The 25,120-nt window shown below is 46.1% G+C and carries 21 protein-coding genes and 1 tRNA gene; 17 read left to right on the top strand and 5 right to left on the bottom strand.

Annotated elements, in window-relative coordinates; translation table 11 throughout:
- Window positions 1-171: 171 nt before the first annotated feature.
- From egtB to AC07M6_RS06235, 5 genes are all read left to right on the top strand, one after another.
- A complete protein-coding gene (gene egtB / locus AC07M6_RS06255) occupies window positions 172-1,320 on the top strand; it encodes an ergothioneine biosynthesis protein EgtB (protein ID WP_494888099.1) in 1,149 nt (382 codons plus the stop codon).
- A gap of 12 nt (window positions 1,321-1,332) precedes the next feature.
- On the top strand, window positions 1,333-2,331 hold the full coding sequence (gene egtD, locus AC07M6_RS06250) for an L-histidine N(alpha)-methyltransferase (RefSeq protein ID WP_494888098.1): 999 nt from the start codon (window positions 1,333-1,335) through the stop codon (window positions 2,329-2,331).
- 368 nt (window positions 2,332-2,699) lie between these two features.
- Window positions 2,700-4,178 (top strand): S10 family serine carboxypeptidase-like protein, encoded by a 1,479-nt coding sequence (locus tag AC07M6_RS06245; protein WP_494888097.1) that lies wholly within the window; start codon window positions 2,700-2,702, stop codon window positions 4,176-4,178.
- Between the two features lie 27 nt (window positions 4,179-4,205).
- Window positions 4,206-4,277, top strand: a tRNA-Cys gene (locus AC07M6_RS06240).
- Window positions 4,278-4,553: 276 nt separating this feature from the next.
- A complete protein-coding gene (locus AC07M6_RS06235) occupies window positions 4,554-5,459 on the top strand; it encodes a hypothetical protein (protein ID WP_494888095.1) in 906 nt (301 codons plus the stop codon).
- 2 nt (window positions 5,460-5,461) lie between these two features.
- Here AC07M6_RS06235 and mfd read toward each other — a convergent pair whose 3' ends face one another.
- A complete protein-coding gene (mfd, locus tag AC07M6_RS06230; RefSeq protein ID WP_494888093.1) occupies window positions 5,462-8,818 on the bottom strand; it encodes a transcription-repair coupling factor in 3,357 nt (1,118 codons plus the stop codon).
- 206 nt (window positions 8,819-9,024) lie between these two features.
- Here mfd and AC07M6_RS06225 point away from each other — a divergent pair, with 206 nt between their 5' ends.
- The 4 genes from AC07M6_RS06225 to AC07M6_RS06210 all read left to right on the top strand — a co-directional run bounded on the left by AC07M6_RS06225 (window position 9,025) and on the right by AC07M6_RS06210 (window position 11,254).
- On the top strand, window positions 9,025-9,834 hold the full coding sequence (locus tag AC07M6_RS06225) for a hypothetical protein (RefSeq protein WP_494888091.1): 810 nt from the start codon (window positions 9,025-9,027) through the stop codon (window positions 9,832-9,834).
- 148 nt (window positions 9,835-9,982) lie between these two features.
- Window positions 9,983-10,390 carry a DUF4199 domain-containing protein gene (locus AC07M6_RS06220; RefSeq protein WP_494888090.1) on the top strand — a complete coding sequence of 136 codons (408 nt, stop codon included), beginning with the start codon at window positions 9,983-9,985 and terminating at the stop codon, window positions 10,388-10,390.
- Window positions 10,391-10,478: 88 nt separating this feature from the next.
- Entirely contained in the window at window positions 10,479-10,769 is a 291-nt protein-coding gene (locus AC07M6_RS06215) for a DUF2752 domain-containing protein (RefSeq protein WP_494888088.1), read from the top strand.
- Window positions 10,770-10,876: 107 nt separating this feature from the next.
- Window positions 10,877-11,254 carry a TM2 domain-containing protein gene (locus tag AC07M6_RS06210; protein WP_494888087.1) on the top strand — a complete coding sequence of 126 codons (378 nt, stop codon included), beginning with the start codon at window positions 10,877-10,879 and terminating at the stop codon, window positions 11,252-11,254.
- 20 nt (window positions 11,255-11,274) lie between these two features.
- On the opposite strand, the gene AC07M6_RS06205 is transcribed toward AC07M6_RS06210, so the two are convergent.
- A complete protein-coding gene (locus AC07M6_RS06205) occupies window positions 11,275-12,117 on the bottom strand; it encodes a glutamate--tRNA ligase family protein (protein WP_494888085.1) in 843 nt (280 codons plus the stop codon).
- Between the two features lie 103 nt (window positions 12,118-12,220).
- Between AC07M6_RS06205 and AC07M6_RS06200 the strand changes: the two genes are divergently transcribed.
- Together AC07M6_RS06200 and AC07M6_RS06195 are read left to right on the top strand one after the other, a co-directional pair.
- Window positions 12,221-14,086 (top strand): M61 family metallopeptidase, encoded by a 1,866-nt coding sequence (locus tag AC07M6_RS06200; protein ID WP_494888084.1) that lies wholly within the window; start codon window positions 12,221-12,223, stop codon window positions 14,084-14,086.
- A gap of 8 nt (window positions 14,087-14,094) precedes the next feature.
- Window positions 14,095-15,402 carry a M20/M25/M40 family metallo-hydrolase gene (locus AC07M6_RS06195; protein WP_494888083.1) on the top strand — a complete coding sequence of 436 codons (1,308 nt, stop codon included), beginning with the start codon at window positions 14,095-14,097 and terminating at the stop codon, window positions 15,400-15,402.
- Between the two features lie 144 nt (window positions 15,403-15,546).
- Here the strand turns inward: AC07M6_RS06195 and AC07M6_RS06190 are convergent, their stop codons facing one another.
- Entirely contained in the window at window positions 15,547-17,079 is a 1,533-nt protein-coding gene (locus AC07M6_RS06190) for a serine hydrolase (protein ID WP_494888081.1), read from the bottom strand.
- 101 nt (window positions 17,080-17,180) lie between these two features.
- Between AC07M6_RS06190 and AC07M6_RS06185 the strand changes: the two genes are divergently transcribed.
- Together AC07M6_RS06185 and AC07M6_RS06180 are read left to right on the top strand one after the other, a co-directional pair.
- Complete coding sequence (locus tag AC07M6_RS06185; protein ID WP_494888452.1) at window positions 17,181-19,349, top strand: S9 family peptidase; 2,169 nt, start codon at window positions 17,181-17,183, stop codon at window positions 19,347-19,349.
- A gap of 180 nt (window positions 19,350-19,529) precedes the next feature.
- Entirely contained in the window at window positions 19,530-20,012 is a 483-nt protein-coding gene (locus AC07M6_RS06180) for a hypothetical protein (protein ID WP_494888080.1), read from the top strand.
- 64 nt (window positions 20,013-20,076) lie between these two features.
- On the opposite strand, the gene AC07M6_RS06175 is transcribed toward AC07M6_RS06180, so the two are convergent.
- Window positions 20,077-20,496, bottom strand: a complete 420-nt coding sequence (locus AC07M6_RS06175; protein ID WP_494888079.1) for a single-stranded DNA-binding protein — start codon at window positions 20,494-20,496, stop codon at window positions 20,077-20,079.
- Window positions 20,497-20,518: 22 nt separating this feature from the next.
- Complete coding sequence (gene mutY / locus AC07M6_RS06170) at window positions 20,519-21,562, bottom strand: A/G-specific adenine glycosylase (protein WP_494888078.1); 1,044 nt, start codon at window positions 21,560-21,562, stop codon at window positions 20,519-20,521.
- A 156-nt stretch (window positions 21,563-21,718) separates the two neighbouring features.
- Between mutY and AC07M6_RS06165 the strand changes: the two genes are divergently transcribed.
- The 4 genes from AC07M6_RS06165 (at window position 21,719) to AC07M6_RS06150 (ending at window position 25,039) form a co-directional block, all read left to right on the top strand.
- Complete coding sequence (locus AC07M6_RS06165) at window positions 21,719-22,018, top strand: HU family DNA-binding protein (protein ID WP_494888077.1); 300 nt, start codon at window positions 21,719-21,721, stop codon at window positions 22,016-22,018.
- An 11-nt stretch (window positions 22,019-22,029) separates the two neighbouring features.
- Entirely contained in the window at window positions 22,030-22,878 is an 849-nt protein-coding gene (locus tag AC07M6_RS06160) for a tetratricopeptide repeat protein (RefSeq protein ID WP_494888076.1), read from the top strand.
- 221 nt (window positions 22,879-23,099) lie between these two features.
- Complete coding sequence (locus AC07M6_RS06155; RefSeq protein WP_494888075.1) at window positions 23,100-24,650, top strand: Rne/Rng family ribonuclease; 1,551 nt, start codon at window positions 23,100-23,102, stop codon at window positions 24,648-24,650.
- Window positions 24,651-24,778: 128 nt separating this feature from the next.
- A complete protein-coding gene (locus AC07M6_RS06150) occupies window positions 24,779-25,039 on the top strand; it encodes a MafI family immunity protein (RefSeq protein ID WP_494888074.1) in 261 nt (86 codons plus the stop codon).
- Window positions 25,040-25,120 lie beyond the last annotated feature (81 nt).

Here is a 25,120-nt window from a genome sequence, read left to right as displayed (position 1 = left end):
ATCCAATATCATTGCCCCGTCCTTTAGGGCGGGGGTAAATACAGAAGAGAGAACTGGCTTTAGCCAAACCCGTTTTGTTTGGCTAAAGCCACCGCTATTTAACGATACTATCCCCGGGCTAAAGCCCAGGGCAATGAAAGCAGACTGATACCTTATCCCGACAAAAATAAAATGGACTTAAAAGATCAATACTATAAAATACGCCAGCATACCGAAGCTATTTGCAGCCCCCTGCAAACCGAAGACTATGTGGTGCAGCCTGTGGTAGATGTTAGTCCGCCCAAATGGCACCTGGGGCACACCACCTGGTTTTTCGAGACCTTTATCCTGAAGCCGTATTTTATGGGTTACCAGGAGTTTGACCCCGATTATAATTACGTTTTTAACAGCTATTACGAAACCGTTGGCGCAAGGGTGATCCGTACTGACAGGGGTAATTTAAGCCGGCCATCGGTAAGCGATATTTACACATACCGGGCCTATGTAGATAAGGCCATGGGCGATTTCCTTTGCGCCGAACCACCGGCCGATGTGCGGGAATTGCTGATTTTAGGCTTTAACCACGAGCAGCAGCACCAGGAATTACTGTATTACGATATCAAATATATTTTAGGCAACAATCCGCTGATGCCGGTTTATTCAAAGGATTACGTATCGCCCAAAGTATTGCATGCGGATACGCCATGGATCAGCATCCCCGAAGGTATTTATGAGGTTGGCTTTACGGGCGGGGGCTTTTGTTTTGATAATGAACTGAACCGCCATAAGGTGTATTTAAACGCTTTTGAGATCAGCCCTAACCAGGTAACCAATGCCGAATATCTGGAGTTTATCGAAGCCAATGGCTATCACGATTTTCGCCACTGGCATGCCGAGGGATGGGACTGGGTGAACACCAATAAGATAGAATGCCCCATGTACTGGCACCAAATTGATGGCGAATGGTATAACTACACTTTCCATGGCTTGCAGAAATTGAACCCGCACGATCCGGTTACGCATATCAGTTATTTCGAGGCCTATGCCTATGCATCGTGCCGGGGCATGCGCCTGCCTACCGAGTTTGAGTGGGAGGTGGCCGCGCCGCAGTTTAAATGGGGCAAAAGCTGGGAGTGGACCGAAAGCGCCTACCTGCCTTACCCCGGTTTCAGTAAGGCGCCCGGTGCCATTGGCGAATACAACGGCAAATTTATGGTGAACCAAAAGGTGCTGCGCGGCGCGTCCGAAGCTACGCCACAGGGGCATGAGCGGATCACTTACCGCAATTTTTTTCCAACTAATTTACGCTGGCTTTTCAACGGCATCCGTTTAGCCAAATAATATATATCTGCTATGAGAAATATGATGGAAGCACTAATGAAGATGAAACCCGCCCCATCGGCTGATTTTAAGCATCGCTTTTATGATGATGTGGTTAACGGACTGCAACAAACCCCCAAACGGCTCGATTCGAAATACTTTTACGATGCCGAGGGCGACAAGCTTTTTCAGCAGATCATGAACTGCGATGAATACTATCTCACCAATTGCGAGATGGAGATCTTCACCCAGCAAACTGCGCAAATTGCCGAAGTGATGATGCAGGGCGGGCAACCATTCGACCTGATTGAGCTGGGCGCGGGCGATGCCACCAAATCCATCCATCTGTTGAAAAACCTGCGGCAGCAAAAAGCCGATTTTACTTACCTCCCTATTGATATATCCGGGCATGTGATTGCCATGCTGAACGCCACGTTGCCGCTATCCTTACCCGGGCTAAAAATAAAAGGCCTGCAGGGCGAGTATTTCGAGATGCTGCAAAAGGCGGCATCTATATCCAATAACCGCAAGGTGGTGCTGTTTATGGGATCGAACATCGGCAATATGCCGGTGGCTGATGCCGAAGCGTTCTGCGCCGAACTACGCAGCAACCTGAACCCCGGCGATATGGTGATCATCGGGTTCGACCTGAAGAAGAATCCCGAAACTATTCTGGCTGCATACAACGACAGCCAGGGCATCACCCGCCGATTTAATCTGAACCTGCTTACCCGCATTAACCGCGAGTTGGGTGCCGATTTTGATGTGGACCAGTTTCATCACTATGCCATGTACGACCCCGAAACAGGATCGTGTAAAAGCTACCTGGTAAGTTTAAAAGAGCAACAAGTGCACCTGCCCGATACCGAGTTGATCCATTTTGAAAGGGACGAATACATTTGGATGGAGATCTCCCAAAAATACACCCTTAACCAAACCGAGCAATTTGCTATCAAGTCGGGCTTTAAGCCGGTAACCAGCTTTTTTGATAGTAAGGAATGGTTTGTAGATGCGGTTTGGGTGGCGGAGTAGTTGCTACGCCGTCATTTGCTGCGCGTCATTGGGTCATTACGCTGCGCTGTCATTGTCTATCGGCTGCAAGATCTTCTGCTCGCGCAAGTTTAAGGGCGGGTATTGTGTGCTGGCTTAGCTTGTGCCCTGGATGAAGCTCATCTCAACTTAATTTATATAAAGTCTATAGGTTTTGTAGATTTTTCTTGGAATTAATAAAACAATGCTTTACGTTTGTAGCATCATGTTAATTCAGGCTATCAAATATACGTTTTTAATGCGAATGCCTCTTGCTCAAGAGGTCATGTGTTGCTGTTGTTAATTCCGCTATCCGGCGGGCACTACCGGCAAATCATCACATCCATTAAATTTTTATTTGATTATCATCCATGTCTGCATTCCTTAAAATACCTGTATCCCGTATAAATTATGTCGCCCTGTTTTTTGCAGGGGTATCCGTATTGGTACTAAGCTCGTGGGGCAAAGCGCCGCATAATACGCCACTGCGCGATCTTGCCGGCCATGCGGCATTTAATAAAACCGTATCGCTCCATCAATTGCGGTTAAACGGCCGGGTGCTGCCTTATCATGCCACCGTGGGTTATGTATCTGTTAGCGATAGTGATCATCATTCGGCACAGCTGTTTTATTCGGCCTATACTGCCGGGCAAAGCAACAGGCCGGTAACCTTTGTTTTTAATGGTGGTCCGGGTTCATCGTCCATATGGTTGCACATGGGCTCATTCGGTCCCGTACGGGCTGTGCCTGGTAAAGCGGGCTATAGTGATAACCCCGATACCTGGCTGGGTTTTACCGACCTGGTATTTATCGATCCGGCGGGGACAGGCTACAGTCGCCCCGAAGACGGCACCAATGCCCGCAGGTTTTATGGCTATCATGAAGACATCAGGGCAATAGGCCGGTTTATTAACCAATACCTGGCCGAAAATAACAGGCAGCATAGTCCGCTGTTTTTAGCAGGCGAAAGCTATGGCGCAGCCAGGGCGGTGGGACTGGCAAGCTACCTGCAGGATACACTTCACATCGGGTTGGCCGGCCTCACGCTGATCTCGCCCGCGCTGGATTACCGGCTGATCACTTTTGGTAAAGGCAATGATGCGCCTTATCCTTATTACCTGCCCGCTTACGCTGCCGCCGCGCAATATCATCATCGCCTTGCACCGCAATTGCAGGCCTTAAGCCCGGCGCAATTGAATGCAAAGGTGAGCAGTTTTGCCTTTGGCGCTTACAGCCATTTTTTAAAGAATGGTGAAAAGGCCGTGGATGTAATAGATACGCTTCATTATTATACCGGTATTGATAAAGCAATCTTACGTGGTCTAAATGGCCGTTTGTCCGACAGTCGTTTCGCGCATTTACTGTTGCAGGTAACTGGGAAGCAAACGGGCACCTATGATAGCCGGGCAACCGGCAAACTTTCCGCTGCCGACCCAAGCGAAACGCCGCTGCGCAAAGTATTTCCGCAGGCCTTTCAGCGATACAGGGAGCAAGTTTTACAATATAATAATCAGTTACCCTACCTGGCCACCATTGCAACGCCCGATTGGAACTATGGCCCGAAAACAAAGCCCGGTTATTTTAACGTGGTGCCCTTATTGAAAGATGTGCTGAGCAGACATAAAGACTTAAAGGTGCACATGGTAAGCGGCGATTATGACCTGGCTACCCCGCCGGCCACTGTTGACCAGGCCATTGCCGGATTAAGCGCGTATGAAAATTTGAGCGATCAAGTACGCGTGCACCACTACCGGGCCGGGCACATGCTTTATACCGATGATAAGGCCAACAAGCAATGGCGCAGGGACAGTGAGGCATTTTATCAAAATACCTTAGTTGCCACTATTTGAAACATTAAAATTAATATCCATAAAAAAGGCGGAGTGGCCGAGTGGTGAGGCGAGCGTCTGCAAAACGCTTTACAACGGTTCGATCCCGTTCTCACGCCTCTGATTATTTTGTTCTCTCTCTCTCATAATTAGGTTTATAATTGGTTCGTAAATGCCCCTGCCCATCAGGGGCTTTACGTTTTTTAAACAGATTACATTATTTAAATTAAACAATTGCTGGCGCAAGTTTAAGGGTTGGCAAGCGCGATGGGTTAACTTGTGCCTGGGATGCCTGAAGTTTCAAACTTCAGGTAATGGTTTACCACAGGTTACGCTACGCTAAACCTGCGGGAGCGAAGATTAATTTCTTACATTTACTTATTAACGCTTAATCGCATGAGTTTCGACCTGTATCTTTATAAAAAAGCCGAAAATCCTTTAACGGAAGAAGCGGTTGCTGCCTATCTAAACGAAAATTTGCCTTATAACAATAGTGAATCAACACGGCAATGGAATTACGAAAACCCAGACACCGGCGTATATTTCATGATAAATTGGAATGATAAAACGACACCTGAATACTTGGAGTTAGATATAGAGGAAGAAGGGTTTGAGGGATATATTGACCTGAATTTTGATATCAGCATTAATTTTATCCGACCACGCTATTTTGCTTACGAGGTCTTTCCTGTCATCGAAAAAATTGCCACCGATCTGGACCTGTTTATTTTTGACCCACAAGACAGACGAGATTTAGACATCCCTCTTTCTTTTGATAAAACATATTTGCAGAATGAATGGATAACACATAATGACGAATTCTGCATTTCAATGTATGAAGAGCATAACCTTTTATATATGCCGCCTGAAAAAGCAGATTACCTTTGGAAGTTTCAATTTTCCCGCAAATCGATCGATGAGGGCTTGATTAACGAAGATGTTTATATTGCTAATCCGATGGTGCTGACAGGTAATAACGATAGCTGTTTATATACTATTGCTACCTGGCCACAGCATATCCCCATTGTTTTGCCCAAAGTGGATTTTGTGATCATTAAGAAAAAGCACAAAAGATTTTTTAGGTGGGTGGAAGAATCTGGCGCAGTTTCTTACCAGCAGATCATGTCTAAATTAGGGCATGCGTTTGAAACTTTTGAACATGAGATACCGGAGTTAAAAATATTAAGACAGGTTGAGGCAGACAAAATCGAAAAGCAATTCAATGATCTAAAGATCGAATATAGTCTGGCTGAATTGGGCACAAGGATTGGACTTGACCGTTTTGTAACAGCGCGTCCGTGATTTTACTGTATCTCCACCGTCCCCGCCACTTCTTGCAGTAAGGATACCGCGTCGGTAATGCTATGCACATTTTCGATGCTTAAACGCAGGCTGTTTTTTATTTCTTTCAAATTGGCGCGGCGGTGATTGAATTGCAGGTAAGTAAGCACATTGTTAAAGGCCGCCGTTTCAAAATATGGCGATTGCTGATTAGAGATAAAATATCCCCGCAGCACATTCTTTTTCAACGAGATCTTTTCAAAACCGATGATCTTACCCAGCCATTGCAGGCGCATGGTGTTCAGCAGGTCGTTCACCTGTGCGGGGATAGGCCCAAAGCGGTCGTGTAGTTGTTGCTGAAAGGCGCGCAGCTCAGCCTCATTTTCCAGTTTGGATAGTTCGGTATACAGGTTATAGCGTTCGCCAATATTGGTCACGTATTCATCGGGGATCAGGATCTCCAGATCGGTATCTATCTGCGTAAAGCTGACAAACGGCCGTGGCTTATCATCCGGGAACACATCCTTAAACTCATCATCCTTCAGTTCCTGTATGGCTTCGTCCAGGATCTTGTGATACATCTCAAAGCCTATTTCAGCAATAAAGCCGCTTTGCTCGGCACCCAAAAGGTTACCGCTGCCGCGGATGTCCAGGTCGCGCATGGCTACGTTAAAGCCGCTGCCCAAATCGCTGAACTCTTCAATGGCGCTCAGGCGCTTCCGGGCCTCGCTGGTGAGGGTTGATAACGGCGGACTCAGCAAATAGCAGAACGCCTTTTTATTGCTCCGGCCTACACGGCCGCGCATCTGGTGCAGGTCGCTCAGGCCAAACATGTGTGCGTAGTTAATGATGATGGTATTGGCATTAGGGATATCCAAACCGGCCTCGATAATGGTAGTGGCCACCAGTACATCATACTCGTGACTTACAAATTTCAGCATTACGTCTTCCAGCGCGTCGCCTTCTAACTGTCCGTGTGCTATCCCAATGCGGGCTTTGGGCACCAGTTTATGGATCATCCCGCCCAGCTGCGGCAAATCGGCCACGCGGTTATGGATAAAGAACACCTGGCCCTGGCGGTCCAGCTCAAATTCGATGGATTCTTTGATCAGCTTATCGTTAAACACGTGCAGCTCCGTCACCACCGGCTGGCGGTTAGGCGGCGGGGTTGATATGATAGATAGATCCCTCGCGCCCATCAGCGAGAAGTGCAGGGTGCGGGGTATCGGCGTGGCGGTCAGTGTCAACGTATCCACATTGGCACGCATTTGCTTCAGCTTTTCCTTAGTGCTTACGCCAAACTTCTGCTCTTCATCAATGATCATCAAGCCCAGGTCCTTAAACTTCACATCCTTGCTCACCAAACGATGCGTACCGATGATGATATCTACCTTACCCTCTTTTAGTTTCTCCAGCGTTTCCTTAATCTGCTTGCTGCTTTTAAAGCGGTTCACGTAATCAATAGTGCAGGGGAAATCCTTCAGCCGGTCGGTAAAAGTTTTATGGTGTTGGGCAGCTAAAATGGTGGTGGGCACCAGTACGGCCACCTGCTTACTATCGGCCACAGCCTTAAAAGCGGCACGGATGGCCACTTCGGTCTTGCCAAAACCCACGTCGCCGCATATCAGGCGGTCCATCGGGTGCGGCGATTCCATATCTTTTTTGAAATCAGCCGTGGCCTTTTCCTGATCGGGGGTATCCTCGTAAATAAACGATGCCTCCAGCTCGGTCTGCAAATAACTATCGGGCGAGAAAGCATTGCCGCTTTGGGCCTTACGCAGGGCGTACAGCTTAATCAGGTCGCGGGCAATGTCTTTAACTTTTTTTTTTGTAGTTTTTTTTAGTCGCTCCCAGGTGTCGGTACCCAGTTTATTCATTTTGGGTACGGTACCTTCCTTGCCGCTGTATTTGCTGATGCGGTTCAGCGAGTTGATGTTGACGTACAGCAAATCGTTATCGGCATATACCAAACGGATCATCTCCTGCATTTTACCGCTTACCTCCACTTTTTCCAGACCGGCATATTTGCCTATACCATGGTCGATATGGGTAACGTAATCGCCGGGCTTCAGGTCGCGCAATTCTTTCAGGGTGATAGCTTGGCTGCGCTGGTAACCTTTTTTGAGCTTGTATTTATAGTAGCGGTCGAAGATCTGGTGATCGGTATAGGCGGCTATTTTCTGCTCGCGGTCAACAAAACCCTCGCGGATGGAAATGCTGAGCGGGGTAAACTTAACCGACTTATCCAGATCGTCCAGTATGGCGTAAAGCCGTTCTACCTGCCGGGCCGAATCGGTGAGGATATAGTTGGTGATGCCTTCTGCTTCGTTATTCTTAAAGTTATGGATCAGCAGCGTAAAATCCTTATTGAAGGATGGCTGCGGGCGGATATCAAAGCTCAGCGCTTTATTGGCGGTGTAGAAGAATTGCTTGCCGAATTCAACAATGCCAAAATCATGCAATTGATCGGCAATCAGTTTTTCATCGGTAAAGTTAAACTTGGGGTCAATCCATTCCGGGTTCTGATTTTTCTCATCAGCCGATAAGGCCTTCCAAAGATTGGTGGCTTTTTTATGCCCGTCCTGTATAATATCAAAGGTGAACTGCACGTCCTTGATCCAGATATTGGTTGCCGGGTCAATAAATTCCAGCAGGGAAATATTACTTTCCGTCAGGAATTTGGATTGTACATTGGGTACGATAGTAATGGTTTTCACCTGCTCAACTGATAGCTGGCTCTCAATCTCGAATGTGCGGATAGATTCGATCAGGTCGCCGAAAAATTCTACCCGGTAAGGCAAGTCGTGCGAGAAAGAGAAGATATCTACAATACCACCGCGGACCGAGAACTGCCCCGGCTCGTACACAAAATCAACACGATCGAAATCATACTCTACCAAAAATTCGTTGATAAAATCGATGCTGAGCTTGTTGTTAAGGGCAATCTCCAGCGTGTTCTTTTGCAGCGATGCACGGTCAATCACCTTTTCGGCCAAAGCCTCGGGGTAGGTGACGATCAGCTGGCCGAAATCGGAGGTATGGCTCAACTCGTTCAGTACTTCGGCGCGGGCCAAAACGTTGCTGCTATCGGGCTGGGTAAATTCAAAAGGCTTGCGGTACGATGAGGGGAAAAGCAGGATCTCTTTGCCCGTCAGATTTTCCAGATCGGCCTGGAAAAAGCCGGCTTCCTCGCGGTCGGGCAGAATGAACAGCATGGGCTTGTGCTGCAAAAAATACAATGCTACCGCCATGGTCGCATCGCTTGATCCAACTAAACCACGTAAAGCTATCCTGGGATTTTTACCGGCATTTAGCGCTGTGGCTAATTCCTTCACCCGTTCGTCGGCCTTGTACTGCTCTAAAATATCACGGATATTCAAATCGCTGCAAATATAGGAAATTGACCGCTGATTTGAATGATTTCATTAATGCGCACCGACCCGTCCTGTAAATGATGTGCATTTAGTATATAACTTATAATTGATAAAGTTATTTGTGTTGTATTGACCCAATACTTAAGCTATTTAATAATTGAAAATAAGTTTTATATTAGATTGTCCATCTTCAAATCTTATCATCGGTCAACATGAAAAAAGTAAGCTTTGTTTTTAGTTTGGTTTTATTAGCCTTTACCTTCAGCGTTAATGCGCAGGAATTACCCAAAACACAGAAGGCAAGTCTGCGTGCACCAGGTAATATTAAGATTGATGGCAAGTCAGCCGAATGGAAAGGTTTCCAGGCCTTTAACGGCACAACCCGGTTGTATTATAGTATGGCTAATGATGCTGATAACCTTTATTTAGTAGTGGTGGTTAGCGATCTGCTAACTATCCGCAAAATTATCGCGGGTGGTATTACGCTCACAGTTAATTCGGGTAACCCAACAGCACAGAGCCAGCACATAGCGATAACTTACCCCTTGTTTAGTAAAAACAACTGGCCGGTAATTAATTTACGGGGTTTGCAGACGGCCACCAGAGATTCGGTAATGACCTACAAACTGCTCGATTCGTCTATTCGGACGGCCAATCAGCAATTGGCTTTACGGTCGAAGGAGATAAAAATATTGGGAACAAAGGCTGTGGAAGATACCTTAGTATCAGTTTATAACCAGGATGGCATTAAGGCGGTATCGCGGTTTGGCACCAAAATGATTTATACTTATGAATTGGCCATTCCGCTTAAAACGCTGGGCTTATCCTATAAAGATCAGCAACAATTTAAGTATAACATCAAACTAAACGGATCGAACTTTGCCGAGGGGAATGTGATTGAAGATATTGAGGGCGGTATCCGTGTCAGGTCTGAAAGCGGCAAACTGATCCCCATGGCCGATATGCAGTTTATTAGTTACCCTACCGATTTTTCCGGAGTTTATACGCTCATAAAAAAATAATAAAGGTTAAAATAAGGGCATTGCGTTGTGTTTAAACAACCCTGAGCTAAAAAACACGGTATATAAAAACAAAGGAAGCCCAATTATACTTATTACAATACAAGCCATTGGTTTGTACCTAAAGAGAATTTAACCAAACATTATAACGATGAAAAATGCATTAATTTACGGCCTGGTGATAGGCATACTGAGTGGCCTGTGGCTATTTGTAATGCACTGGATGGGTTACAATACCAACGGTGCGCACCAAATATCTCCTTACGAATATTTTTCGGTACTGATACCTTTTGTGGGCATGTACTTTGGCGTTCGCAGCTATAAGTATAACGAAATGGGCGGCGTTATCAGTTTTTTAGAAGGCCTGGTACAATGTTTTAAAACCCTGATAGTGGGCGGTGTGGTAGCTATTTTTGCGGCCATTGTTTATATTAATTATGTATCGGGCGGGGTTAACTTTGTCGATTTTTCGGGCCGTATGTTCGGTGCGCTGCTGGTGGGGATATTAGAAGCCCTGGCCGTTGCGCTGATCCTGATGAATAAATCGAAAGCTATTTAAACGGCATGAGTTAAATGATATCATTTGAAAAAGCGACGGGCTAAACCCGTCGCTTTTTTTGTTTCATTAAAACCTACCTTTGTTAGGCGTGAAATTTATACGGAACAATTTCGAACTAATATTTTGGATTGCCGCGCTGGCTGCACTTGGCTTTAGCGACCCGGCCCAAACACATTACGTACTATGCCCGCTACGGCTGATGGGCTTTACCTGGTGCCCAGGCTGCGGTATCGGCCATGCTATTGCTTATTTGTTCCATGGGGATCTACGTGCCTCGTTCCATGCGCATTGGCTGGGGATACCGGCTTTAGGGATTTTGCTTTACAGGATCTGTACACTTGTGGTCATGCGCGTTAAAAACCCCCTTATTGACCGTTAAAAAGAGTATGTTCGCCGACTTGTTGCCGCCCTCTGCCAGTATTGTGTTGGTGAAATTTTATTGTTAACTTAGTTTTACATCACAATTCAATCAAACAATCAAATAAAATGAACAATCAATCAAATGCCTACATGATGCTTCCGGGCATTTCACCCGAAGAAATAGGCTTTTTACAACAAGCAACCGCTAAGCTTGACGAAAACCAACAGCGCGGTTTTTATAACGTTTATGCCGGTAAACGTAAAAGCCCGCAGGATATCTTATTGTTTACCCTGCTTGGCTTTATCATTGTAGCCGGTGTACAGCGTTTTGTGGTAGGGCAAATTGGAATGGGTATATTATACTTATTTACAGGCGGCTTTTGCCTGATAGGTACTATAGTTGACCTGATCAACCATAAAACGCTTGCTTTAGAATACAACAAAAAAATGGCCTACGAAAGCTTCCAGATTGTTACCATGGGCAACGGAAACTTTACATTTTAAAAAATACAACACGTAGCTCTTCATTTCGGCCAGTGCGATATGGCTGTGTAAATATCTGCCGGGGTTTTCCCTGCCCCGCGCAAATAATGCACCGATGTTGCACCGGCCGATTTGGAGAGTTTTTCGTTACCGGACGCCATCAGCAGCGGGTGGTGATGAAAGGCCATATCGCGAAAAGCACCTGCCCCTATATAGGGTGCCAGGTAATGCTGCGCCAGGGTTGATGCCCAAAGATCCTCGCCCCGCACAATCAGATCGATACCATAATAAACATCATCTAAAACCGATGTCAGCTGATAGGCGGGATAACCGTCTTTCTTTCGTACTACAAAATCCTGCATCGTAACAGGCAGGGTGGTTTGCAGGATTTCGCCTGAAAGGGTTTTAATATGCAATAATTCGGCAGCGTCGGTTTTTAACCGCCAGCTTACATTTTCCGCATCCAGCGGGATGTTTTTGTGGCGGCAGGTACCCGGATAGGCATCATCGGCATTAACACCCCTGATCTGCGCCCGCGAACAGGTACAGGCAAATACCGCGCCGCTGTCTTTTAATCGTTGCAGGGCGCCACGGTACATAGCCATACGGTGTATCTGCGACCATTCCTTTTCATACGCTTCCATATTGCGCGGGCCTTCATGGTAGGGGATCTCCAAAAAATTCAGCGTGTCGAAGATATCCTGCACATATAGCGGGTTCACCCGGTCGCGGTCAAGGTCATCTATCCGCAGCAAAATTTTGGCATTGGTTTGCCGGGCCAACTGGGCAGTTAAGGCAAAAGATAGTACATTACCCAAATGCAGGTAGCCGCTGGGTGTAGGGGCAATACGGGTTTTATGGTAAACAGGTGCCGGCTTATCCAATGGAGTACAAAATATGTGTTACAATGTCGCCAATTTAGGCTTACAGATATAATTTTTGCCAATTTAATAGTAATTTCCCCCTGTTTAACCCATTTGGTGTATCATGAAAAAACTTTTCCTAACCGGGGCTGCCCTGTTCTTTGCAGCCGCAACTTTTGCACAAAGCGATATTTATTATTCCCTTAGCTTTGCTAATGCCGCCCATCACGAGGCCGAGATCAGCATGCGGATAGGGCAATTGCCTTCGGGCCCGCTAAGGGTACGCATGAGCCGTTCATCGGCCGGGCGCTATGCCACACACGAGTTTGGCAAGAATGTTTATAACGTAAAAGCGTTTGATAATACCGGAAAAGAACTTGCCGTTAAACAAATAGAAGGCGATGTTTGGGAAATACCTAACCATGGCGAAGGCATAAAGGTTAGCTATACCCTGTTTGCCAACTGGACAGATGGCACCTATGCCAGCATTGACCCCAGCCACGCCCATCTGAACATGCCGGCCGCTATGATGTGGGCGATTGGGATGGATAACCGCCCCATACACTTCCAGTTTAAGGATTACGAAAAGTATGGCTGGCGCTTTGCTACCCAGCTAAAACCCGAAGGCCCGGCAGGTGCCTACTTTGCGCCTAACTTTCAGTATATGATGGATAGCCCAACCGAGCTGTCTAACTTTAAAGAAAGCGCCTGGAAGGTTAAAAACCCGGATGGCAAAGAACAGAGCATCCGCCTGTCGATACACTCGGATGATAGCCAGGCAGTGATAGATAATTTTGCCGGCATGATTAAAAAGGTGGTATTGGAAGAGCAGGCTATTTTTGGTGAATTGCCCGCTTACGATTATGGCGATTATATCTTTTTAGATGATGTTTACCCAACCAATTCGGGCGATGGGATGGAGCACCGTAATTCTACCTGCATTGTTCACCCGGCAGATAAGGTGGAAGGCAACGAAGGGCGCCTATTAGGTACTTACGCGCACGAATATTTCCACGCCTGGAATGTGAAACGCATCAGGCCAAAATCGTTGGAGCCGTTTAATTTTGAACATGCCGATATGAGCAGCGAACTTTGGTTTGCCGAAGGCTTTACCCAATATTATGGTGTGTTAACGTTAGTGCGCGCCGGTTTTAGCACCCCCGAAGATTATACCCGTACCGCCGCGGGACTGATCAATACCGTGTTAACATCGCCTGCCGCGCTGAAATACTCGCCCGCGCAAATGAGCCGTTATTCGGTTTTTGCCGATGCCGGTGTTTCTATCGACCCTAACAATAATACCAACGTGTTCACCAGCTATTATACCTATGGTGGTGCTACCGCTTTAGCTTTGGACTTGCGCCTGCGCAGCGAATTTAACCTAACGCTGGATGATTATATGAAAGCTGTTTGGCTAACCCTGGGTAAGGTGATGAAACCGTATACCATCCCCGATCTGCAAGCTGTATTGGCCAAGGTAACCAACCCTAAATTTGCCGCCGACTTTTTTGGTAAATACATTAACGGTATCGAAAAAAATGATTACGCCCCATTGCTGGCCAAAGCCGGGATGGTATTGCGCAAAGCACAACCCGGGATAGGCTGGGCGGGCTCTTTAGGGGGCTTTCAGCAACGCGGCCGCTCGGGTACAGCACGTACTGCAACAACAGCGGCGGGTGTTCCTGTTATAAACGGTACAGCGCAAAACACGCCGCTTTATAAAGCAGGTATTGATGCCGGCGATATTATCCTGAAAGCGGATGGTAAAGACCTGGCCGATGCCGCAGCCCTGCAGGAGATGATTGCCGCCAAAAAACCGGGTGACAAAATAGCGCTGGTTTACAAAAACCGCGCAGGCGAACATCAAACCACCCTTACCTTAGAAGAAAACCCCGCTTATGAAGTAGTAACCAATGAGAAAGCTGGAAAAGAATTAACCAAAGAACAGGCGGCCTTCCGTAGCGCCTGGTTATCAACCAAAGTAAAATAAACCCGATTATGATGAAGAAATATATTTTAGCAGGCGCATTTTTAGCCACCACTTTAGGGGCCTTTGCGCAGGATGTAAACAAGCTGATAGACCAAAAGGATGTGGAGCGCATTATCAAAACCCTGGCAGCTGATGATATGGAAGGCCGTGCAACCTTTTCGCGCGGGATAGATAAAGCCGCCACCTTTATTGAAGGCGAGTTTAAAAAAGCCGGACTTCAACCGCTGACAGGCGAAACCGGTTTCAGGCAAAATATCCCGCCAATGGTAAAAACTACGGTTTTGAGCGCTAAACTAACTATTAACGGGGTTGAAGTACCTGCCGATAAATTTGTGGCAGCGTCGGGTGCGTCATTTACCTGGAGCGATATGACAGGCGTGGATATTGTTAAGCAAGCTGCCGGCGGTCGTGGCCCGGGTGGTGGCGGAGCCGGTAACGGCACTACAAGCACCGGGGTAAGAAAAAGATTGGTGCTGCTGGATACATCGGCAGCAAGCATGTTTACCCGGATGCGCAACCGCGCGGCCAGCGGCAGCGTTGCTGCCAAAGCCAGTCCCGATCAAACGATTACGCTGCTTGGTAATTTTGGCGATATTAAAACCATTACCGCCAGTGTGGAGGTAAAAACCGAAGCTGCTCCTTTGTTTAACGTAGTAGGTATGATCCCGGGTAAAAGTAAGCCAGATGAGTTTGTGGTATTCTCGGGCCATTATGACCACCTGGGGATTGCCAAAGGACAAGCCGACAGTATCTTTAACGGTGCCGACGATGATGCTTCGGGCACAACAGCAATGATCAGCCTGGCTAAATATTATAAGAAAATAAACAGCAACGAGCGTACCCTGATATTTGTAGCCTTTTGCGCCGAGGAAATTGGCGGCTTCGGTGCGCGCCATTTCACAACTACGGTTAATGCTGATAAAGTAGTGGCCATGTTCAATATCGAAATGATCGGTAAGGATTCAAAGTTCGGCCCTAATTCGGCTTTTATTACCGGTTATGAACGGTCGGATTTTGGGCAGATCCTGCAAAAGAACCTGGAAGGCACCGCCTTTAAATTTTACCCGGATCCGTATCCAACACAAAACCTGTTCTACCGTAGTGATAACGCCACATTGGCCCGTTTAGGCGTACCGGCGCACACCATATCAACAGACATGATAGATGTCGACCCGCATTACCATAAAGTAACCGACGAGTTTAAAACGCTTGATGTAAACAATATTGTGGCTACTATCCGTGCCATCGCGCTAAGCTCACGCACCATTGTTTCCGGCAAGGATACGCCTACAAGGGTAGCTAAGTTGGAGCGGTAGGGTTTAAGTCTTTAGTCCAAAGTCGTAAGTTTAAAGTATTATCTTTAGGCTTACGACTTTTTTTATGTATACATGCTTTAACCAGTTTGTCATTGCTTCGTACCTCGCAATGACAAACTGGTTGGAAACAGGGTGCACAGTCCCCTACAACTTCTTAAAATCATAAGCCGTCATCTCAATAAAATCGGCCACCTTAACCCTTACACTGCTTATTTTACCATTGGCAAAGGTGAAGGGGAAAACTGCCTTACCCAGTTCCGGATCCGAAAATACCACGTAAAAGCGGTTGCCGCCTAAAGGCTGCGCGGTAGCAAACATTTTGGGGTGATGTTCAAAACGGAGTTGCAGTTGGTCTAATTCGCCGCCTATGCTGATGGTCATGTTGCCATACAGATCGTTAAAGTACTTGCCGGTGTAGGCCGTCAGGGGCATGGCTGTTGGCCGTTTCATGGCTACGGTATCGCGTAGTTTTTTATCGGCTAACTGGTCGTTATTTTGGTTGGTTTTATAAAAACTAAGATAAGCTTCGCTGTAATTACGGTAAGGCTGTTTAAAATAGGCATCCATAATTTCCCAGCGCAGGGCTTCGTATAAACTGTTTTGATCAGTATTGGTGAGGATGATGATACCCAAACGATCTTGCGGTACCAGCGTTACCGATGATACATAGCCGTTCACCCCGCCATCGTGCATCACAATGCGGTGCCCTGAGTAATCCTGCAAAAACCAACCCAATCCGTAAAGCTGGTAATTCGTTTCGCCGTTTAAATGGCGTACGCTGCTTACCACATCCTGCGGTTCGCGGGTGGCAGCTATGGCTGCCTGGGGAATCACCTGACGGCTGCCGACTTTGCCATTATCCAATAAGGCCATCACCCATTTGCTCATATCGCTGATAGACGAGCTGATAGCGCCTGCGGGGGCAAGCCCGTCTATCTGGCAATAGGGAATGGCTACCAGGCGGCCATCAACCAAGGTATGCGCCGCGGTGCGGTTTAACGATTTGGGCATATCGGTCGTAAGGGCAATGGTATTGGTCATGCCCAATGGGGCAAAAATGTTTTCCTTTAGATAGGCTTCCCATGGTTTGCCGGTAACTTTGGGGATAATCTCGCCGGCGGTTAAAAATGCCGAGTTGGTATAGCCCCATTTAGTACGGAAGGGATAGGTAGCTTTTACATGCCCCATCTTTTCGATGATCTCCCTGCGGGATAAACTGGTGTTGTAAAAAGTAAAATCGCCCTGGAAGGTTTGGAAACCCAGGCGGTGGCACAGCAAATCGCGCACGGTAGCCATTTCGCCGGCCGGTTTGTTATCCAGCTTAAACTCGGGGATATATTTGGTTACCTTATCATCCAGCGATAGCAGTTTTTTATCCTGCAACATGGTCAGGGCCGTTGCGGTAAAGGCTTTGGTATTGCTGCCTATCATAAACAGGGTGTTCTCATCAATCTTGGCGGGCAGGCCTAATTCCTTAACGCCGTAGGTTTTCATCACCACTACTTTCCCATCCTTCACCACGCAAACGGCCACGCCGGGAATGCGCCAATTGGTAAGGGCCCGGTTCATATAAATATCCAGGCTGTCGCGGATGAAGTTGCCCCTGTCGGCCACCTGGGCCCGGGCTACGCCAATAAACGCGATACAAGCTATACAAAAGCTGCTTATTTTTTTCATGACAGGCCTATATAAATTATGGTGGGGAAAGTATTAATTTAACGCCAAATTTAATAACATATAACACTGTTAAAGTTTTTAAACATTAAAAATATATGAAGATGAAATTTCGCTATCAGGGCCTGCGCTTATTAACCGTATGCCTGGTGTTTGTTTGCCAATTGGCCAGCGCCCAGCGCGGTGGCCTGCAATGGGCAAAAGATGGCTATCACTACTATCGCCTGCAAGGGGGTAATATAGTGGAACTGGATATCCGCGACGCCTCGAAAACCAATACACTGGTAACCGCTGCTATGCTTACCCCTGCCGGGCAGCCGGCTTTATCTCCAAGACGCTTCGCTTTCTCGGACGACGGTCAGAAAGTTTTGTTAAACACCAACACCAAACGTGTTTGGCGCTATGATACCCGCGGCGATTACTGGGTGTATGATCTGCAAACCAAGGCGCTGAAAAAGCTGGGTAAAGGCAAGCCCGATGCATCGCTGATGTTTGCCAAGTTTGCACCCGATGGCAGTAAGGTAGCTTATGTAAGCGAACACAATATTTATGTGGAGGACATGACCAGTGGCGCTATTAAACCGCTGACCACCGATGGCACCAAAAAGTTGATCAACGGTACTTTCGATTGGGCGTACGAAGAGGAATTTGATTGCCGCGATGGGTTCCGCTGGTCGCCGGACGGCCGGAATATTGCCTACTGGCAGATAGATGCCAGCAAGATCAAAAACTATTTGATGCTGAATACGACGGATTCGACCTACTCGTTTGTAGTGCCGGTTGAGTACCCTGTAGCAGGCGAAGACCCAAGCTCGTGCAAGGTGGGTGTGGTTGATGTAGCCACCGCACAAACCCGCTGGATGAATGTGCCCGGCGACCCGATACAGCATTATATCCCCCGTATGGAATGGGCCAATAACGCTAACGAAATTATGCTGCTGCAATTAAACCGCCCGCAAAACGAGAGCAAGATCTTTATAGGCAATATATCAAACGGAACAACCCACATCCTGCACCAGGAAACCGATAAAGCCTGGGTTGATGTACGCGATGCTGAGGGCTGGAAATGGATAGACCATAACAAGAAATTCATCTGGCTGAGCGAAAAGGACGGCTGGAATCATATTTACACCATCGACAGGGATGGTAAGGAGCAACTGATCACCAAAGGTGATTATGATGTGATTAACATTGATTTGGTTGATGAAGCCGGTGGTGTGATCTATTTCACGGCATCGCCCGAGAACGCTACGCAGAAATACCTGTACAGCGTAAAACTGAACGGCAGTGGTAAGGCGGTACGGATCAGTCCGGCCGACCAGCCCGGTACACATAGCTATGCCATATCGCCTAACGGTAAAATAGCGCAGCATACTTTCAGCAACAGCTATACGCCGTATGCATCGGAACTGATCAGTCTGCCCGATCATAAACACATTAGCGGTGCCGAGATCAAAGTGGATTTGGCCAACAAAGCTAAGGGGCCCGAGTTTTTTAAAGTAAAAACAGTTGATGGTATTGAGATGGACGGCTGGATGGTGAAGCCAACCAATTTCGACCCGAACAAAAAATACCCGGTTGTATTTATGGTTTATGGCGAGCCTGCATCGGCAACCGCGCCCGATAGCTACGGCGTTGGCCGCAATGGCGAGTACGTAGGCAATATGGCTAACGATGGCTACATCTATATGTCGCTGGATAACCGGGGGGCACCTGTGCCTAAAGGCCGCGAGTGGCGTAAATCCATCTACAAAAACATCGGTATCATTAATGTCCGCGATCAGGCTATGGCTGCTAAGGAGATCATTAAATGGCCTTTTGTAGATTCATCGCGCGTGGCGGTTTGGGGCTGGAGCGGCGGTGGCTCATCAACCCTTAACCTGATGTTCCAATATCCTGAAATTTATAAAACAGGCATTGCTGTAGCCGCCGTGGGCTGGCAGTTATCGTACGATAATATTTACCAGGAGCGTTATATGGGCGTGCCAACCGATGCAGCCGGTCGCGAGCCATTCATCAAAGGTTCGCCCGTTACTTACGCTAAAAACCTGCGCGGTAACCTGCTATATGTGCATGGTACAGGTGACGATAATGTGCATTATCAAAATGCCGAACTGCTGATTAACGAACTAATTAAATACAACAAGCAATTCCAGGTGATGCCATATCCCAACCGTACACACGGCATATCAGAAGGTGCGGGGACATCGCTGCATTTGCGTACGTTGTATACTAAATATTTAAAAGAGCATTGCCCGCCGGGCGGGAGATAGGCGAGCCTCACCCAAGCCCTCTCCAAAGGAGAGGGCTTATGAATTAACCTTTCCTCGAACCCTCTCCTTTGGAGAGGGCAGGGTGAGGCTGCTGACCACCCGGTGCATCCGTGCCGGGTGGTTTGTTTTAAACTGTAGCGTAACGCTGTATTCATCCGTAATTAATAAAAAACCACGGATATGAAAACAATTAAACTTTATTATTTATTAGCAGCAGTATTGTTAATGGGGATGTCCTCCTGTAAGAAGGACAAAAAGGATAGCGGTATTATGGGCGTATGGGTAAGCGAATATGTATATAACGAGAGTGTAACAGTTCGCCAAACCTACCAGTTTAATGATGACAGTACCGTGTTGTTTACCCGCAGCTTTGTAAAAACAAACACCAAAGCAATATTAGGTTACGATTATAAAAGTACCGCCAATTTTAGTTTTGATGGTACTACGCTTAAAGAGACCGGTATTAGTGTATTGGGGTTAGATCAGTCTAAAGCAAAGCCCGGCGAACCTTATACTGATCTGAAAGACCTGATACCTTATTTAACTATTTCGTCAGTATCATCACAGCAGGTTGCGTTTAATACCGATAAAACAACATTTAACTTTGTGTATCCTTGCCCGTTAAATGCCAACTGCGCCCTGTTTATATACACCAAACAATAAAGCACAAAAAAGCCGTCCGGTAATCCCGGACGGCTTCAATGGTTAGTAAAAGGCCTGTTTTCTTTTAAAAAGGCAGGTCGTCATCGGCAGCGGCACCAAAGTCGGTTACCGATCCGTCAGATTTTACGGTTATGCGTTGGTTATCGTCAAAGTCGCTTTTTCTTCCCAGCATGGTAAAGTTTTCGGCAACAATTTCGGTCGTGTATTTTTTAATGCCCTCCCTGTCTTCAAACGACCGGGTGCGTATTTTACCTTCTATATAAACCAGTTTTCCTTTTTGCAAAAACTTGGCCGCCACATCGGCCAGTCCCCGCCACATCACAATGTTATGCCATTCGGTTTGTTCTACCTTTCGGCCGTCTTTATTAAATGTTTCAGATGTTGCCAGCGGAAAACTTGCAACGGCTACCCCACCTTCTAAGTGACGAATTTCAGGATCTTTACCCAGGTGCCCCACAAGGATAACTTTATTAATTCCAGACATAGTTTAAATAGGAAATTAGTTTTTAATTTAAAAAATTAGTTAAAAATATAAAAATGATTTGAGGCAGCACTAAATTTTTTAATTTTTTTTCGTCAACGAAAAAATAATCTCCTTCTAACTCATTTTTAAAACCAGCTATTTCTATAAACCTTACATATAAATGCTGGTGGGTAAGCACATGTTTGCGGATGGGGTGTACCAATTCTATTTTAGCATTTTCGGCTATAAAACGCGCGGCTTGTGGTAAATTCAGCACCTCGCCCGGCTCCATTAATTCATCCGTTTCTATCAAAGGGAACTCATATAAATTTGCCCATATATCGCCGGTACCGCGCTTGTGTATTAAAACCTGACCGGCATCTTTTATTAATAAATAGTTAAAATATCTATTGCGGATTTTTAGTTTATTTAGTTTTACCGGCAATCCCGTAGTGGCATTGTGCTTAAAAGCATAACAGCCTAAACGCACCGGGCAAATACCGCAGGCCGGGTTTTTTGGCTTGCAAAGCATAGCGCCAAATTCCATCATGGCCTGGTTATGCAGGGCCGGCTCATCGCGGTTAAGCACCTCATCGGCCAATTGCTGAAATGTTTTTTTGCCCTGTGTGCCGTTAACCGGTTCGGTGATGCCATAGTAGCGGGCCAATACACGATATACGTTGCCATCAACCACGGCCCGGGCCTCGTTAGCGGCAAACGATGCAATGGCAGCGGCAGTATAAGCCCCAATTCCTTTCAGCTTAATCAGCCGGTCCCAGGCCGAGGGGAATTTCCCGCCGTAATTTTCCTGCACTAACCGGGCGGTTACTAACATATTGCGTCCGCGCGAATAATAGCCCAGTCCCTGCCATAAATGCAGTACCTCATCTTCATCGGCCGCGGCAAAGTGGCTTACGGTGGGGTATTTTTCCAAAAAACGGTTAAAGTACGGAAGGCCCTGTTCTACACGGGTTTGCTGCAATATAATTTCAGATAGCCAGATCACATAGGGGTCTGTAGTATGCCGCCAGGGAAGGTCGCGTTTGTTTTGCTGATACCAGTTAATAAGCTCGTTTGATAGGGACATAAGGGCAAAAATACGCATTCAAAGTAGCCCATTTGTAACGTTTTTCGGGGCATGTTGAAAAAAATCATCTTTTATTTCAATCTTTCCGAATAAAGCAATACTTTTGCAACCCCAAATCAGTTAAGTATTTACATATAAATAAAAAGAAAATCAGATATGACTAAGGCAGAAATTATAGCTGAGATCTCATCGAAGACAGGTATTGAGAAAGTAGACGTTCAGGAAACTGTTGAGGCGTTCTTCAAGGTGGTTAAAACATCTATGGTAGGCGGCGAAAACGTATACGTGAGAGGTTTCGGTAGTTTTGTAGTGAAAAAAAGGGCAAAAAAGACCGCCCGTAATATTTCAAAAAATACTGCCATTATTATCCCCGAGCACTTTGTGCCAAGTTTTAAACCTGCAAAAACTTTTGTTGAGAAAGTAAGAACAGGTAACAAAACCAAAACAGCCAAATAATTTAAGGGAACATGAAAGGGAAACAAATAGCCGTTATTGCAGCAGTTGCTGTTGTTATAGGCTATTTGTATCTGCAACCGGTTAAGGGTTTGGTAAAACCCAAGGAAAGCAAAGCCAATAACGGTATGGTTGCCGGCTCAAAGCCCGTGGTTACCGTTAGCGCCGACATGGTTTCGGCTACAGCAAAAACAGCTATTGGCGCTAACCTTTCGGCAAAGATAACCGACCTGGAAGAGCAACTGAAAAATGCTTCGGGCGATCAGCAAAAGGAAGCGTTACAAAGGCAACTGGCCAAACAATGGGACGATGTAAATCAACCCGCGCCAGCCGCCTTTTACTACTTGGAACTGGCCCGCAAGCAAAATGATTTTGCAGACTGGCTTAATGCAGGCAACCGTTTTAACGATGCCTTTAAGTTTAGCCAGGACTCGACGATCCAATCGGCATTGGTGCTGAACGCGGTAGAGGCTTTTGAGCATGCTACCAAAATGAAGCCCGATAACCTGGATGCGAAAACAGGCTTAGGCATAGCCGATGTGAACGGTGGTGCGCCATCGCCCATGACAGGCATAGGCCTACTGCTTGAAGTAGTGGCTAAAGACCCGAACAACCGGAACGCGAACTATAATTTAGGTTTGTTTGCCATAAAATCGGGCCAGTATGATAAGGCGGTAGTACGTTTTAAAACCATTTTAGCACAGAAGCCGGAAGTAGAAGCCTACTTTTACTTGGCCGAAAGCTATAAGCAAATGGGCCAGAAACAAGAAGCTATTATAGCTTACCAAAAATGTAAAGAACTAATGCAGGACCCGGTTGCCGGCAAGCGCATTGATGATTTTATAAAAGAATTAAAAAATTAATTACACACTAAAAAATTAGCATTATGCCAAGCGGTAAAAAACGTAAAAGACATAAAATGGCCACCCACAAACGTAAAAAACGTTTGAGAAAAAACAGGCATAAGAAAAAATAAGCTATTGATTAATAGCTTATTTTACCTGCTTTTAACGGGTTTGTTATTTTATTGTTTACCTTTCATCTATACCGGGCGCTTTGCCGGGTTTAAGAAATGGAGTAGCAGTTGATAAAAGAATTAATTATCGATTCGACCCCCAACGGGGCTACTATTGCCTTATTACAGGATAAACAACTTGTAGAACTACATAAAGAGCATGTCAGCAACAATTATACTGTTGGTGACATATACCTTGGCCGTATCAAAAAGATTATGCCGGGGCTAAACGCTGCTTTTGTTGATGTTGGCTACGAGAAGGATGCCTTTTTGCATTATCTTGACCTTGGGCCGCAAGTACAAAGTTTGCTTAAATTAACCAAAATGGTTAAAAGCGGCGGGTACACGGCTAAGCTGCTGGATAATTTTAAACCGGAACTGGACATTAATAAATCAGGTAAAATATCTGATGTATTAACTAAGGGCCAATTAATCCCGGTGCAAATTGCAAAAGAGCCTATCAGTACTAAGGGCCCACGCTTAAGTTCGGATATATCCATAGCCGGGCGTTATGTAGTGCTTTGCCCTTTTTCCGAAGCGATATCGATATCCAAAAAGATAAAGAGCAATACCGAGCGTAACCGCCTGCGTAAAATTATCGAGAGCATAAAGCCTAAAAATTTCGGCGTTATTATCCGTACTGTATCCGAGGGAAAGGGCGTGGCCGAAATGCAAAAGGACTTGCTTGACCTGGTAACCAAATGGGAAACCTTTATTACACGCTTGCCGGCTACAGAACCTGCCAAAAAAGTTTTAGGCGAAATTGACCGTACCAGCACCCTCCTGCGCGATCTGTTAAATAAGGATTTTCAGCACATTTATGTGAATGATAATACGATTTATGAAGAGATTCGCTCGTATGTGCATGATATATCGCCCGAGATGGAGAACATTGTACGCTTGCATAAGCACAAAGACCCCATTTTTGAGCATTACGGTATCGAGAAGCAAATTAAGGGTGCCTTTGGTAAAACCGTGAACCTGGCCGGCGGCGCTTACCTGGTTATAGAGCATACCGAAGCCCTGCACGTTATTGACGTAAACAGCGGTAACCGTACAGCTAATAAAGAGAACCAGGAAGAGAACGCTTTTTTGGTTAACAAGGAAGCTGCTAAGGAAATTGTGCGCCAGTTGCGTTTGCGCGATATGGGGGGCATTGTGGTGATCGATTTTATAGACATGCACAAGCCAAACAATCGCAAGGACCTGTTTGATTACCTGCGCACCGAAATGTCGCACGATAGGGCTAAACACACCATCCTGCCGCCAAGTAAATTTGGCCTGGTACAAATTACCCGCCAGCGTGTACGCCCTGAAATGAATATTGTTACCAGCGAAGTTTGCCCTACCTGTAACGGTACCGGCACCATCCGCCCGACGATATTATTGCTGGACGACATTGAGAACAACTTTAACTTTATACTGGTTGAACAGAACGAGAAGAGCATTACCCTTACCGTTCACCCATATATTGAGGCCTACATTAAACAAGGCCTGGTTAGCCGCCAAATGAAATGGTACTTTAAGTACAAGCAATGGATCAAGGTAAAATCAAACCCTAACTACCAAATCACCGAGTTCCATTTCTTCTCATCGAAGGATGAAGAGATTAAATTGTAGTTAGTCCGGAAGTCGGAAAGTCCGAAAGATATTGAAAAGAGCCCCGATTTGTCGAGGCTCTTTTTTTGTGACCTTACCTGGTATTTCTGATATCGAAAGTTTAATTTGGAGGATGTTTTTCAAAAAAAGTGCTATTTACCAAAAAAATTGCCGAGCAGATAAACAAAGCAATGGAGTTGGGCTTGCCTGAAAAAGATATTAATATTGCTAAGGAGTATTTGGATTACAATGAATACGAAGTAAGTTTCAATCATATCGTTACACAACTTTATGAATATGCTATTTTAATTGATCAGCCATTTTACGATTTGACTTTGGAGATTGCAGACTTGATGAAAATCCCAGAAAATGAGTATGGCTTTTTGAAAGAGCTTATTCCCGGGACTTAAATCCTAATATTATTAGCAATTTATAAAATAAATTAGCATTTTTGAATCATCTGCACATTTGCATATAAGCACATCTGCACA

The sequence above is a fragment of the Mucilaginibacter sp. GW821-FHT07H05 genome (genome assembly GCF_059418485.1).
This window is presented reverse-complemented; position numbering and strand designations above follow the sequence as displayed.

Bases quoted from the DNA above. Each gene is read 5' to 3' on its own strand.
- egtB (WP_494888099.1), top strand. From the start codon at position 172: ATGGACTTAAAAGATCAATACTATAAAATACGCCAGCATACCGAAGCT.
- AC07M6_RS06160 (WP_494888076.1), top strand. From the start codon at position 22,030: ATGAAAGGGAAACAAATAGCCGTTATTGCAGCAGTTGCTGTTGTTATA.
- mutY (WP_494888078.1), bottom strand. From the start codon at position 21,562: ATGTCCCTATCAAACGAGCTTATTAACTGGTATCAGCAAAACAAACGC.
- AC07M6_RS06195 (WP_494888083.1), top strand. From the start codon at position 14,095: ATGATGAAGAAATATATTTTAGCAGGCGCATTTTTAGCCACCACTTTA.
- AC07M6_RS06210 (WP_494888087.1), top strand. From the start codon at position 10,877: ATGAACAATCAATCAAATGCCTACATGATGCTTCCGGGCATTTCACCC.
- AC07M6_RS06200 (WP_494888084.1), top strand. From the start codon at position 12,221: ATGAAAAAACTTTTCCTAACCGGGGCTGCCCTGTTCTTTGCAGCCGCA.
- AC07M6_RS06245 (WP_494888097.1), top strand. From the start codon at position 2,700: ATGTCTGCATTCCTTAAAATACCTGTATCCCGTATAAATTATGTCGCC.
- AC07M6_RS06190 (WP_494888081.1), bottom strand. From the start codon at position 17,079: ATGAAAAAAATAAGCAGCTTTTGTATAGCTTGTATCGCGTTTATTGGC.
- AC07M6_RS06175 (WP_494888079.1), bottom strand. From the start codon at position 20,496: ATGTCTGGAATTAATAAAGTTATCCTTGTGGGGCACCTGGGTAAAGAT.
- egtD (WP_494888098.1), top strand. From the start codon at position 1,333: ATGAGAAATATGATGGAAGCACTAATGAAGATGAAACCCGCCCCATCG.
- AC07M6_RS06220 (WP_494888090.1), top strand. From the start codon at position 9,983: ATGAAAAATGCATTAATTTACGGCCTGGTGATAGGCATACTGAGTGGC.
- AC07M6_RS06225 (WP_494888091.1), top strand. From the start codon at position 9,025: ATGAAAAAAGTAAGCTTTGTTTTTAGTTTGGTTTTATTAGCCTTTACC.
- AC07M6_RS06165 (WP_494888077.1), top strand. From the start codon at position 21,719: ATGACTAAGGCAGAAATTATAGCTGAGATCTCATCGAAGACAGGTATT.
- AC07M6_RS06180 (WP_494888080.1), top strand. From the start codon at position 19,530: ATGAAAACAATTAAACTTTATTATTTATTAGCAGCAGTATTGTTAATG.
- AC07M6_RS06235 (WP_494888095.1), top strand. From the start codon at position 4,554: ATGAGTTTCGACCTGTATCTTTATAAAAAAGCCGAAAATCCTTTAACG.
- AC07M6_RS06185 (WP_494888452.1), top strand. From the start codon at position 17,181: ATGAAATTTCGCTATCAGGGCCTGCGCTTATTAACCGTATGCCTGGTG.